The sequence below is a fragment of the Nonomuraea maheshkhaliensis genome, from assembly GCF_039529435.1.
GTDB lineage: Bacteria > Actinomycetota > Actinomycetes > Streptosporangiales > Streptosporangiaceae > Nonomuraea > Nonomuraea maheshkhaliensis.
Window position 1 is genome coordinate 76,667 of record NZ_BAAAMU010000001.1, and the last position, 12,898, is coordinate 89,564.

Genomic DNA, 12,898 nt, shown 5'->3' on the forward strand with positions numbered 1-12,898 from the left:
CAGCCCGGCTACGGTCAGCAGGGCTACGACCAGCAGCAGGCTTACGGTCAGCAGGGCTACGGGCAGCAGCAGCAGTCGCAGCCCGGTTACCCGCAGCAGGGTTATGACCAGCAGCAGGCCTACGGTCAGCAGGGCTACGGCCAGCCGCAGCAGTACGGGCAGGGGGGCTACGGCCAGCAGCCCGGTTACGGGCAGCCCTACGGCCAGCCGGTCGGCGTCCAGCCGCCCGGTGCGCCGGCTCCGCTGGCGGAGTGGTGGCAGCGGTTGGTGGCGAGGATCATCGACATCGTCATCCTCTACATCATCAACATCGTCATCGGCGTGATCTTCGGCCTCTTCCTCGTCGCCAGCTACTCCTCCGGGACGGGCGCGAGCAGTGGCTTCCTCACCTCCTCGGTGGTGGGGATCCTGACGAGCGTGATCGTGACGGCGCTGTGGGTGGTCTACGACTTCTTCCTGCTGAAGTCGAAGGGCCAGACCGTCGGCAAGATGGTGATGGGCATCAAGGTCGTCCCGATCGGGCAGATGATGCCGCCCGGTGGCCTGCCCACCGACATGGCGCTCAAGCGCGCCGGCGTGACGTGGGGCGGTTGGATCCTCAACGTGGTCCCGTTCGTCGGCTGGCTGGTCGGCTGGGCCGTGGTGGCGCTCAACGGCGCCTCGCAGCTGTGGGACAAGCCGTTGCAGCAGACCTTCGCCGACAAGTTCGCGAAGACCGTGGTGGTGAAGATCAAGTAGGTCTTCTCTCCGCAAAACCAGGGGCCGGCTTCGCGCCGGCCCCTATGTTTTGGGCGTGGGGCCGTACACAATGAGGACCCTACGCCGAGACGCGAGGTGGGAGTTATGGCCGGGACCGCGCCGCGCCCGGACGCGCCACCCGCTGAATGGTGGGAACGCCTCGGCGCCCGGCTGATTGAAGCACTCGTCTTCGGGGTCTTCTATTACATTCTGTTCATCGGGCTATGGGGGTTCTTCCGAACTGTCGGGATGGCCGACGTGTTCGGCGGACGACTGCCCGGCGTGTTGGCATGGGCGGTGGCGGGGTTGGCATATGCCGGCTACGACTGGCTGGCTCATTCCCGCTACGGCAGGACGTTCGGTAAGGCGATCATGCGGATTCGCCTGGCGCCGCAGGGCCTTCCGGCCCGTGCACTGCTCAAACGAGCACTGATCTATCCCGCCCCCATCATGCTGATGGGCATTCCGGTGGTCAATCTCCTGGCCGGAATGTTGCTGTTCGGCGTAGGGCTGCTCATCCTGATCGACAAGCCGCTGGAGCGGGGTCCGCACGACAGGGTGGCGGGAACGCGCGTGGTAAAAGATCTTCGCTGAGCCAGGCGTACCTGGGCGGATGCCTTTTCGCAAAATTTTCGCTTGATCCGGTAAGGAGCCTGGAGAGACTGGCATTAGGCTATGGGGCGTCTGGGTTGCCGGGTGTCGGCGCCCCTGTGACACGCAGGGCAGCTGTGTGCCGCTATGGTCGGATGCGGGTGGTTGTCGCCTGCGTGTCTTGAGGGAGCGGGGCTCTCTGCGGTCACGCTCCCAGCGCTTTTTGCGCCCCCGAAACCCCGCTGGCCGTGGAGGCGAGGACGAATGGAAGCCCTAACAGACGTATTGTCAGCGCTCATCCCCCCGGTGGTGGTGGGCGGCGCCTTCATCTTTGGCGTAGTGAAGTTGGTCCGGTCCGAGGCCGTCCAGGGCCGTCGAAACCGCGAGGATCAGCCCGAGAGCCAGAACTGATCGGCTAGTCAGCCGAATCCCCGTAGCGCTGAATTGTCTCCACGCCTTTCCGGGTATATGTTTGGGCAGGCGAATGAAACAATGCTCCGCGAAAGGATTGCGTACATGGCCAAGCAGATCCAGGAGATTCTCATCGATGACCTCGATGGGGGCGAGGCCAATGAGACGGTCAGCTTCGCTATTGACGGCTCCACCTATGAGATTGACCTCAGCGACCTTAACGCGAAGAAGCTGCGGGACGCTCTCACGCCTTTCGTGCAGCATGCGCGCAGGGCGGGCGCCGTCTCCACCCGTCGCCGTGGCCGCGGCGGCAGCCGGGCGATGAGCCGCGAGAAGAGCTCGGAGATCCGGCAGTGGGCCAAGGCCCACGGCCTGCCGGTCAGCGAGCGCGGCCGCATCGCCTCCACGGTCGTGGAGAAGTACGAAGCTGCTCACTAAGGGGCCGGCTCTCGACCATGCGCTTATGATGCTCGCCTTGGACCCCGGCGACCGCCATAAGCGCATGATCGTTTCCTGGGCGTTCCGGAAACCGGAGCGTCTCGGACGATGATCTTCTGAGCGCCCAAATGTGGGCGATTAGGGCGTGCGTCTTGCCGGCTCCGCCCTGACGCCGTTTCACAGGGCGAGACGCTGTAATGCGACGGCCCCGCGCGCAAAGCCGCGCGGGCCCGTCGTCATGCCTCATTCGGCGCGGCGGATGCGCCGGGTGAGAGTCCGGTCTCCGGGCCGGCCGTGGTGACGCAAACCGGGTCGGCCCGAGGTGGCGCAAAGCCCTCACCTCGCGCCAATGCGGCTATGGAACGGGCCATAGGGAAAACATGGCCCCGGTTAACCGGGCGCCGATCTTCACGCGCTGTAACGCAAAAGCATGATCCAGGCCGCCGCCGTACGGAGGAAACCGGCGGCGCGGTGATCGGTTCCGGTACGGATTACCCCGCTCCAACGGATGCGTGGAGTCACGGATTACCCGGCGCGTACGGATGGGTGAGCTCCGCAAAACCCGTCCCGCGCCGATGCCGGGGCTTCCGGGAAATCCCGTACGGACCGCGATGCGCGGCGGGAGCGAATACCCGGCCTGGGTCGCGATGCGGGGGGCACACGCAAAACCCGGGCCCGCGCCGGATGCGTACGAGCGGCGCAAAACCCGGCGCCGCGGGGGCGGGCGGGCGACGCAAAACCTGATCCTGTGACGGACGGGTGAGCCGGGCAAAACCCGGCCCCGTGACGGACGGTTGAGGCGCGCAAAACCGGTGCCGAGCGATGTACCGGAGCGAGCATAACCCACAAGCATGAGCACGCCTCACAGATTGCCGCTTCTGGGGCAAGCACTCACAAAGTCGTCACTCTATGAGTGCGTGAGATTGCGTTTGCCGTACAACCGAAGAGTGCGCAGAGTGGCGGCGAATGCCAAGGGCTGCGGGGGTGCCGTCTCAAGATGCGGGATGAACTCCGGTAACCCGGCTGACCGGATGACGGAAATCCGATTACGGTGAGTGCGGTGGGAAGCGGCGCCCGGTGTGCGCCGGCGCGGTGCCCTGTGTGCGGTGCCCTGTGTGCGGTGCCCTGTGTGCGATGCCCCGTGTGCGATGCCCGGGTGTGCGTTCAGTGCGCGGCTCGGCGCGCGTCGGTTACGGCTGTCGGTTACGGCTGTCGGTTACGGCATAAGTACTGTGCCGACAGGGTGTGTGTTCCTCGCCGTCGATGCGATGTGCGTTCCGTGCCCCGTTGTGCTCAGGGCGTAGCGCGCACGTTTGGCCAAGCATTGGGCCGCGACATAGGATGTTTGACGTAACAGATACGGACGCGGCATCTGAGATGCAGGGGTGAAGGGCGTCCCCGTGCCGGCCTTCGCACCGAGCGTCCGATGGCTGATCCGTGTGGGTTCGCGTACACCGTGTGCGGCGTTATGGAGCCGCTTCCGCGAAGGGTCCTAAACATCGTTCGCTTGCGGCGTATCGGGAACACGTCACCCCCGAACAGTAGTTGGATGGAGGGTGAACGCCCTGCTCTCGGGGAACGTGTCTGCTATAGAGCGTGTCAGCGGCAGTGGGCACGGTTCGCCGAGCCAGGGCTAGCATGCGGGAGGACGGGACCGGATTTACCGGCCTGACTGACCGCTCTGTGAGGAGCGACGAGATGTTCGAGAGGTTCACCGACCGAGCGAGGCGTGTTGTCGTCTTGGCCCAAGAAGAGGCCAGGATGCTCAACCACAACTACATCGGCACTGAGCACATTCTTCTTGGTTTGATCCACGAAGGTGAGGGCGTAGCCGCCAAGGCTCTGGAGAGCCTCGGCATCAGCCTTGAGGGTGTGCGCCAGCAGGTCGAGGAGATCATCGGCCAGGGCCAGTCGGCTCCGTCGGGGCACATTCCGTTCACCCCGCGGGCCAAGAAGGTCCTCGAGCTGTCGCTCCGTGAGGCTTTGCAGCTGGGTCACAACTACATCGGCACCGAGCACATCCTGCTCGGGCTCATCCGTGAGGGTGAGGGTGTGGCGGCTCAGGTGCTGGTCAAGCTTGGAGCTGATCTCAACCGTGTCAGGCAGCAGGTCATCCAGTTGCTCCACGGTTACCAGGGCAAGGAGCCGGCCGCGGCCGGCGGGCCGCAGGAGTCCGCTCCGTCGACCTCCCTGGTGCTCGACCAGTTCGGCCGCAACCTGACCCAGGCCGCCCGCGAGGGCAAGCTGGATCCGGTCATCGGCCGTGAGAAGGAGATCGAGCGGGTCATGCAGGTCCTCTCCAGGAGGACCAAGAACAACCCCGTTCTCATCGGCGAGCCCGGCGTCGGCAAGACCGCCGTCGTCGAAGGCCTGTCGCAGAAGATCGTCAGGGGCGAGGTGCCCGAGACGCTGAAGGACAAGCAGCTCTACACGCTTGACCTCGGTGCTCTGGTGGCCGGCTCACGCTACCGCGGTGACTTCGAAGAGCGCCTGAAGAAGGTGCTCAAGGAGATCCGCACGCGCGGCGACATCATCCTGTTCATCGACGAGCTGCACACGCTCGTGGGTGCGGGCGCCGCCGAGGGCGCGATCGACGCCGCCAGCATCCTCAAGCCGATGCTGGCCCGCGGCGAGTTGCAGACGATCGGTGCGACCACGCTCGACGAATACCGCAAATACCTGGAGAAGGACGCGGCGCTCGAGCGCCGGTTCCAGCCGATCCAGGTGGCCGAGCCTTCGCTCAGCCACACGATCGAGATCCTCAAGGGTCTGCGCGACCGCTACGAGGCGCACCACCGCGTGTCCATCACCGACGACGCGCTGGTCGCCGCCGCGCAGCTGGCCGACCGCTACATCAGCGACCGCTACCTTCCCGACAAGGCGATCGACCTCATCGACGAGGCCGGCTCCCGGATGCGCATCCGCCGGATGACCGCTCCGCCGGACCTGCGCGAATACGACGAGAAGATCGCCAACGTCCGTCGCGACAAGGAGTCCGCGATCGACGCGCAGGACTTCGAGAAGGCCGCTGCCCTCCGCGACCAGGAGAAGCAGCTGCAGCTCAAGCGCGAGCGGCGGGAGAAGGAGTGGAAGGCCGGCGACATGGACGTCGTCGCCGAGGTCACCCAGGAGCTCATCGCCGAGGTCCTGGCGACCGCCACCGGCATCCCGGTCTTCAAGCTGACCGAGGAGGAGTCGCAGCGCCTGCTCCGCATGGAGGACGAGCTGCACAAGCGGATCATCGGCCAGGACGACGCCATCAAGGGCCTGTCGCGCTCCATCCGGCGCACCCGCGCCGGTCTGAAGGACCCGCGGCGTCCCGGTGGTTCGTTCATCTTCGCCGGCCCGTCCGGTGTCGGTAAGACCGAGCTGTCCAAGGCTCTGGCGGAGTTCCTCTTCGGTGACGAAGACGCTCTGATCAGCCTGGACATGTCGGAGTTCATGGAGAAGCACACCGTCTCCAGGCTGTTCGGCTCGCCTCCCGGCTACGTCGGCTACGAGGAGGGCGGCCAGCTCACCGAGAAGGTGCGGCGCAAGCCGTTCTCCGTGGTCCTGTTCGACGAGATCGAGAAGGCCCACCCCGACATCTTCAACTCGCTGCTGCAGATCCTGGAAGACGGTCGCCTGACCGACGCCCAGGGCCGGGTGGTCGACTTCAAGAACACGGTCATCATCATGACCACCAACCTCGGCACCCGCGACATCTCCAAGGGCATCGGGGTCGGGTTCGCGAAGTCCAACGACGCCGACTCCAACTACGACCGGATGAAGGCCAAGGTGCAGGAGGAGCTCAAGCAGCACTTCCGGCCCGAGTTCCTCAACCGTGTCGACGACATCGTGGTCTTCCACCAGCTCACGCCGGCCGAGATCATCAAGATCGTGGATCTGATGCTCGCCCAGGTCGACGCCAGGCTGAAGGACCGCGACATGGGGCTCGACGTCTCTCCCGACGCCAAGCAACTGCTGGCCGACCGCGGCTACGACCCCGTCATGGGCGCCCGGCCGCTGCGCCGGACGATCCAGCGCGAGCTGGAGGACTCCCTGTCGGAGAAGATCCTCTACGGCGAGCTCCGTCCGGGGCAGGTCGTGAAGGTGACGATCGAGGGCGAGGGCGACAACGCCAAGTTCATCTTCAAGGGCGAGACGTCCTCGAAGATCCCGGACTCGGCCGCCGCGATCGCCGCTCCGATCCAGAACTGACCCTGTTCTGACGAAAGCCCCCGCGTGGATCATCACGCGGGGGCTTTTCGCGTCCTGCGCGCGTCGCCGAGGTCGAGGTCGGTGGTGAGCCGTCGTGGGAGCAGCGCAGGACCACGACGTGAGCCAGCCGGACATCTTCTGGACGTCGGCCTGCTCGTTCGGGATGATCTCCTTGGCCGGCTTGCGCACGTAGTCGCCGCCGCCCCGCTCGGCCGCGAGCTCGGCCAGCTGGTCGGTCTGGCGGTGGTGGACTCTCGTGCGGCATGCCCGCGATCTCCGTGGGGCCTGCCCGCGATCTCCGTGGGGCCTGAGCACGGCCTCCGTGGGGTCTGTTCACGGCCTCCGTCGGTGAGTTCCCGGCATCCTTCCGGGACCGCCGACCACGTCTTCCCGTTTGCGGTTGTCAGGCGAACTGGCTGGTCACCTGCTTGGAGGCCGGTCAGGTAGGCACGTCAGGCGGATGGAACTCAGCATGCCGAGCATGGCCGTCAAGGGCGGCGGGCCGGAGCGACGACCGTGTGATTGGCGGCCGGTCGAGCAAGCACGTCAGGCGAGTGCACCCCAGCATGCCGAGCATGGCAGGGCCGTCAGCCGCGGCGGCGGCGTTGAGTGGATCGGCTGCTGCGGTTGCTGCGGCTGGCCGCACCGCCACCTGTGGACCGCACCGCCACCTGTGGACCGCACCGCCACCTGTGGACCGCACCGCCACCTGTGGGCCGGACTGCCGGCTGTGGGCCAACTCTGTCGGCTGTGGCAGGTCACAGCTGTGGCCTGGCGACCTCATCAGGTGCATCAGGTGTGGAGGTGAGGGCGGCGACGGTCAGGGTCAGGTGCTGGGCCAGGACCTCGGCGGCGGTGTCGGCGTCGCGGGCCAGAGCCGCCTCCTCCAGGCGGCGGTGTTCCGCGGCCCCGTCGCGGCTGGGTGTGCGCTGCGCCGACCAGCGGCGGGCCAGTTCGCCGGCCGTCCACAGTCGGTCGAACGTGTCCAGCAGCACGGGGTTGCCGCACCCGTCCAGCAGCGTCCGGTGGAAGGCGCGGTGTGCCTCGGACCACGCGCTGCTGTAGTACTCGCCTTCCTCCGGTACGTACACCGGCGTGCGGGTCAGGCGGTGGTGGGCCGCCCGCACCCGTGCCTCCCAGTCGAGGTCGCCGCGCTCGATCGCCAGGCGCAGCATGACCGGCTCGATCGTGCGGCGGGCCTCCGCGATCTGCTGCCACCGCTGGTCCGAGAAGTCGGGGACGGCGAAGCCGCGGTTGGGCAGCCGCACCGCGATGCCCTCGCCGACCAGGCGCACCAGAGCCTCGCGTACGACGGCCAGGCTGACGTGGTGCTGCTGGGCCAGCTCCTGCGGCTTGAGCGCCTCGCCCGGTGCGTACTCGCCCCTCATGATCGCTTCCTGGAGCCGGGCGTGGACCCGCTCGGAGAGCATCTGCTTCGTCGATGGGCCGGCGGTCTGCGTCATGACCTCAGGATAGACCATTCGCCAAATAATCGATTATTCGTGTTATGGTCGATGATGTCCGGACGGCACTCTCGATGGCGTCGTCCGTGGATGCCGACTCCTCGGCTGACCTCCTCACCGGCTCACTCAAGGAGCAGACGTGAACAACCCCTTTGCCCGCCTCCCCGAGGTGCCTTCCTTCACCGTCACCAGCACCACGCTGGCCGACGGCGCTCCCTGGCCCGCCGCGCAGTTGTCCGCGGGCGTTCCGGGAGGCAAGGACGTCTCCCCGCAACTGTCGTGGAGCGGCGCCCCTGAGGGGACGAAGAGCTATGCCGTCACGGTGTACGACCCGGACGCGCCGACCGGCTCCGGGTTCTGGCACTGGGCCGTGGCCGACATCCCCGCCACCGTCACCGCGTTGCCCGAAGGCGCGGGCGACGACACCGGCTCCGGCCTCCCCGAAGGCGCCTACCAACTGGCCAACGACGCCCGCGCGGCCCGATACCTCGGCGCGGCCCCGCCGGCGGGGCACGGCCCGCACCGCTACTTCGTCGTGGTGCACGCCCTCGACACCGACACCATCGGCGTCCCGGCCGACGCCACCCCCGCCTACCTCGGCTTCACCATCACCGGCCACATCCTCGGGCGGGCGGTCCTGACCGCCACCGCCGAAACCCCATGACCGTGACCCCGATCGAGCTCTCCGCGTCCGGCATCCATCTGTCGAGGGGCGGCAGGATCCACGCCGGTCCCCGGCCGGTGGACGACGGGCGCGATGGCTGGCACCTGAAGGCGTTCCACGCCAGGAGCGGTGTCGACGTGCACGCCGACCACTGGCACTGCCGCCATCGTCCCGCGCGGACGGTGGCACCGGATCCAGCTCGACATCCCCAGCACCATCATGATCATCACTCCGCCGGGTGGCGGCCGTTTGGAGAGACGTGCCGGCCCCCTCTGACGACGCCCGCTCTCTGGCGGCGCCGGCTCTCTGGCGGAGCCCGCTCTCTGATGGCGAACGTGCGGAGGCGGGTGCGGACAGGCGTGTGGAGGTGGCGGTAACGTGCGGCGCGGCAGGTGACCTTGGTGACGCGCGGCCGTGCGGTGTGGTGGGCGGTCCTGGTCACGCGAGGTTGTGCGTCAGGTTATGTGGCCTTGGTCGCGTGGGGTCGGGTGTCAGGCTGGGGGGCCTGGCTCGTGTCTCGGCCAGGCGGTCAGGGCCAGGTCGGCGATCTGGGTGAGTTCGGCCGCGTCGGCCCCGTCCCGGGCGCGTTGCGACATTCCCTGGATGACGGCGGCGAAGTATCCGGCCAGCGTGCGGGGATCGGCGTGCGGGGGTAGCTCGCCGTTCTGCTGAGCGGTGCGCAGACGGTCCTGGAAGATCGCGAGGTTCGCGTTGCGCAGATCACGCAGGAACGCCGCAATCTCGGTGTCCTGGACGGTCACGTTGGTGGCGGCACTGATGGTCAGGCAGCCGGCGGGATGCGAGGGGTCGGGGTAGATCGTCGCGGCCTCGCGCAGGACGCGGGCGAAAGCGTGACGCGCCGTGGGCTCCTCGCGGAGTGCCACGCCGACGAACGCGCCGACCGGCGAGCGGGTGTAGGCGTGCACGACCTCCTTGAACAGCGCCTTCTTGTCGCCGAAGGCGGCGTACAGGCTGCCCGGCCGGATGCCCATCGCCTCGGTGAGCTCGTTGAGCGAGGTGGCCTCGTAGCCGCGCTCCCAGAACAGTCGCGTGGCCGCGGCGAGTGCCGCGTCACGGTCGAACGTGCGCGGACGGCCTCGTGCCGCTCCTGCCTGACCCATGCCCCGCATTCTAGAGCGTTCACTCAAGAAGTGGTGTTACCGTACTTGTTGAGTGAACACTCAAGAAATGAGAGGTGGGACGTTCATGGGCGGACGCATGCTGGAGGGCAGGGTGGCGCTGGTCACCGGCGGCAGCAGGGGGATCGGGCGGGCCATCGCCGAGCGGCTCGGCCGGGACGGCGCCGTCGTGGCCGTCGCCTTCGCCCGCGATCAGGCCGCGGCCGGCGAGGTCGTGGAGAGAATCGGCGAGAACGGCGGCCGGGCGTTCGCGCTCCGGGCCGAATTGGGCAGGCACGGCGACGCGGCCGCGTTGTGGGCCGCCTTCGACGCCGAAGTCCAGCGGCACTCGCTCCGGGCGGGCGTGGACATCATCGTCAACAACGCCGGCATCGGCCGCAGTTCGGACCTGGCCTCGCTCACGGAGGAAGAGTTCGACGAGGTCTTCGCGGTCAACGTGCGGGCGCCCTTCTTCATCGTGCAGCAGGGGCTCGGCCGGCTGCGGGACGACGGGCGGATCATCAACATCTCCAGCGGCGCGGCCCGGCTGGCCATGCCGGAGATCAGCGCCTACGGCTCCTCCAAGGGCGCCCTGGACACCTTCACGCTCAACCTGGCCAAACAACTGGGCCCGCGGGGCATCACGGCGAACTCGGTGGCCCCCGGGATCGTGGACACCGACCTCAACGCGGGATGGCTGCGCGGCGACGCGGACGCCGCGGCCCACGCCGCGTCGCTGCACGCGCTGGGCCGGGTCGGGCAGCCCGAGGACATCGCCGACGTCGTGGCGTTCCTCGCCTCCGACGACGCTCGCTGGGTGACGGGCAGGGTGATCGACGCGACCGGCGGCGCCGGGTTGTGACCCACTTCTCGGGTGAAGGCCACCGAGCCGGCCTCACCCGAGAAAGGGGTGGGTGGCTCTGTGGGCGCGCTGGGGAGGTGTTCGGAGGTCTTGGGGCCCCGGGCCTATGCATGGGGGAATGGGGCGGTGTGGGGGATTTGGGGCCGCGTGCGGGGGCATCTTGGTGATCTTCGCCGTACGAGATGGCCGGAAGTGAGAAGGTTGCGGTCGTTGCGTAATTGTTGGGCCAACGGGTATGACGCCACCGCGAGTAGTACTACACTGCGTAGAGCTTCGCCAAGTCTCATCCAAGTGAGCGACAAGTGCGTGTTCCTAGGCTGAAGGCTGCTCCGCAGGGAGTAGCGAGATGTCAACTCAGGGCGGACGCGCGTGCCACCCGCAAGCAGGCATGCTCACATGGCTCGTACGTTTCGAGGCGGGCGAGGGGAACACTCAAAGCAAGCCGTGGAGGAAACCGATGCGCCTGCGTCACGATGACGGAACGCTCGTTCACCTCGCCTACAACGCAGGCGTCCACCCCGCTGAGGACCTGGAGAACCTCATCGCCCACCTGACGCGTTACGCGGTTCCGGTGCGCAAGCGGCTGGGCGTGGAGCGGATGGGCATCGGGCTTTGGCTGTCCCCGGCCGTCGCCGACCACCTCACCGCCGACCGCATCGAGCTCGTACGGCTGCGCCGCTCCCTGGAGGAGCGCGGCCTGGAGGTCGTGAGCCTCAACGGCACCGGTGGACGCAACCAGGAGGTCCCTGGGCCCGACTGGGCCAAGCCGGAGCGCTACCGCTACACGATGGCGCTGGCCAAGATCCTGGCGTTCCTGCTGCCCGAGGACGTACGGTTCGGCAGCATCTCGACGATCCCGATCGGCTGGCGCCGCGACTGGCCCGCCGACCTGCACTCGATCGCCACGCGCCGGCTTGAGCGGCTGGCCCGTGAGCTGCGCGGCATCTACAGCACCACGGGCAAGACGATCAGGGTCGGGTTCGAGCCGTGGCCCGGCTGCGTGCTGGAGACCACCGAGCAGGCGCTTGAGCGGGTCGGCGGCATCGACTCCGAGCACCTGGGCGTGTGCCTGGACGCCTGCCACCTCGCCTGCGGGGCCGAGGAGCCCGATGTGGCACTGAAGGGGCTGGCCGCGGCCGGCGCGCCCGTGGTCAAGCTGGGCCATGTGCACAACCACACGGGTGAGACGTCGAGCACGGGCGCGGTGCTGCACGACACGCTGACGGCCCTGCTGTCGGGCGCGGTGAGCGGCAGTGCGCACATCGAGGTCGAGACGCACAACCTCATGGTTCCCGGGCGGGCCAAGGGGCCGGGCGCGCTGGTGTCGCTGCTGGCCGAGGAGCTGGCCTGGGCGCGTACCAACCTGACCAGCCTGGGTCTGCAGCTGGCCGCGTAGGGGACGATCCCCGCGTCTGCTCAGCGCTGAGTGGACGCCGGTCGTACGGTGCCGGCAAGTTCGGTGAGTTCGGTGAGCTCGCCGGAGCGGGACGTGTCGTAGCCGCCCAGGGCGGTGATCTTCTCGCGCAGCGCCGGGGTCTGGAGTGCGGCGATGAGGTGCGCCGCCGGGTCGAGGCCGTTCCTGACCAGCCCGATGTCGAAGTCCTCCCACGTCAGAGGGACGAAGTCGAGGTCCAGGCCGATGGCGGCCGAGCGGATGCCGAGACCGGCGTCCACGGTGCCGGTGGCCACGGCCAGGGCGACCTCCAGATGGGTGCCGACCTGCGGCCCCCTGAGGTCGTCCGGGTCCTGACCGGCGGCGAGGAGCAGGCGGTCGAGCAGGATCCTGGTTCCGGTGCCGGGGCGGCGGGTGGAGATGCGCCGGTTCGCGAGGTCGGCTATGCCGGTGATGCGGCTCGGGTTGCCCGGTAGCACGATCAGGCCCTGCTCGCGTCGCCAGAGGTGGATCAGGTGCGGTTCGAGGCCGCGCAGCATGCCGAGCGCGAAGGGCGCGTTGTAGACGCCGGTGTGGTGCAGCAGATGGATCGCGGCCCCGTCGGCGCGGCCCTCGCGTACCGCGGCGAGCCCGGAGACGCTGCCCTCGCGCTGGGTGATCTTCAACTGGCCGGACAACGTTCCGGCGAGGAGGCCGAGCGCGGGGTCGTCACTGCCGGCCAGGGTGAAGACCTGATCCTCGTGCAGGAAGCGCCGGGCGGCGAGCGCGGCGCCGGGCGCCACGCGGGCCCGGCGGCGTTCGGCGAGTTCGAGCACCCCGGCGTCGGCCAGCCGCCGCTGGGCGCGGCTGACGGTGGAGGCGGTGGTACGCCACTGCTGGGCGAGCTCGCGCACCCCCGGCAGTTCGTCGCCGGGGTGGAGGGTTCCGGCGCTTATCTGGTGGGCGAGGTCGCTGCAGATCTCCCGATATCGGGTCACGTCGCAATAACTTACCCTTGCACTACTCTGAAGTAGCGCAGAT

General features: G+C 68.1%; 10 protein-coding genes and 1 pseudogene. 7 read left to right on the forward strand and 4 right to left on the reverse strand.

Annotated features, from left to right (window positions below):
- The 4 genes from ABFX54_RS00380 to ABFX54_RS00395 all read left to right on the forward strand — a co-directional run.
- On the forward strand, positions 1-738 hold a 738-nt coding region (locus ABFX54_RS00380), incomplete at its 5' end, for an RDD family protein (protein ID WP_346100817.1).
- Positions 739-843: 105 nt separating this feature from the next.
- Positions 844-1,332 (forward strand): RDD family protein, encoded by a 489-nt coding sequence (locus ABFX54_RS00385; RefSeq protein WP_346100818.1) that lies wholly within the window; start codon positions 844-846, stop codon positions 1,330-1,332.
- Between the two features lie 513 nt (positions 1,333-1,845).
- Complete coding sequence (locus ABFX54_RS00390) at positions 1,846-2,178, forward strand: histone-like nucleoid-structuring protein Lsr2 (RefSeq protein ID WP_346100819.1); 333 nt, start codon at positions 1,846-1,848, stop codon at positions 2,176-2,178.
- Positions 2,179-3,876: 1,698 nt separating this feature from the next.
- Positions 3,877-6,378: an ATP-dependent Clp protease ATP-binding subunit gene (locus ABFX54_RS00395; RefSeq protein ID WP_326632455.1), complete on the forward strand. Its 2,502-nt coding sequence runs from the start codon at positions 3,877-3,879 to the stop codon at positions 6,376-6,378.
- 48 nt (positions 6,379-6,426) lie between these two features.
- Here the strand turns inward: ABFX54_RS00395 and ABFX54_RS56805 are convergent.
- Positions 6,427-6,693: pseudogene (locus ABFX54_RS56805) on the reverse strand (DUF305 domain-containing protein); the annotation flags it as partial.
- A gap of 443 nt (positions 6,694-7,136) precedes the next feature.
- Positions 7,137-7,841 (reverse strand): GntR family transcriptional regulator, encoded by a 705-nt coding sequence (locus ABFX54_RS00400; RefSeq protein WP_346100820.1) that lies wholly within the window; start codon positions 7,839-7,841, stop codon positions 7,137-7,139.
- A 139-nt stretch (positions 7,842-7,980) separates the two neighbouring features.
- On the opposite strand from ABFX54_RS00400, the gene ABFX54_RS00405 reads away from it, so the two are divergent.
- Positions 7,981-8,505 carry a YbhB/YbcL family Raf kinase inhibitor-like protein gene (locus tag ABFX54_RS00405; protein ID WP_346100821.1) on the forward strand — a complete coding sequence of 175 codons (525 nt, stop codon included), beginning with the start codon at positions 7,981-7,983 and terminating at the stop codon, positions 8,503-8,505.
- Positions 8,506-8,996: 491 nt separating this feature from the next.
- Here the strand turns inward: ABFX54_RS00405 and ABFX54_RS00410 are convergent, their stop codons facing one another.
- Complete coding sequence (locus ABFX54_RS00410) at positions 8,997-9,626, reverse strand: TetR/AcrR family transcriptional regulator (RefSeq protein ID WP_346100822.1); 630 nt, start codon at positions 9,624-9,626, stop codon at positions 8,997-8,999.
- Positions 9,627-9,711: 85 nt separating this feature from the next.
- Here ABFX54_RS00410 and ABFX54_RS00415 point away from each other — a divergent pair, with 85 nt between their 5' ends.
- Positions 9,712-10,485, forward strand: coding sequence for an SDR family oxidoreductase (locus ABFX54_RS00415; RefSeq protein WP_346100823.1), 774 nt, complete (start codon positions 9,712-9,714; stop codon positions 10,483-10,485).
- Positions 10,486-10,942: 457 nt separating this feature from the next.
- Complete coding sequence (locus ABFX54_RS00420; protein ID WP_346100824.1) at positions 10,943-11,881, forward strand: TIM barrel protein; 939 nt, start codon at positions 10,943-10,945, stop codon at positions 11,879-11,881.
- 20 nt (positions 11,882-11,901) lie between these two features.
- Here the strand turns inward: ABFX54_RS00420 and ABFX54_RS00425 are convergent, their stop codons facing one another.
- Positions 11,902-12,855 carry a substrate-binding domain-containing protein gene (locus ABFX54_RS00425; protein WP_346100825.1) on the reverse strand — a complete coding sequence of 318 codons (954 nt, stop codon included), beginning with the start codon at positions 12,853-12,855 and terminating at the stop codon, positions 11,902-11,904.
- Positions 12,856-12,898 lie beyond the last annotated feature (43 nt).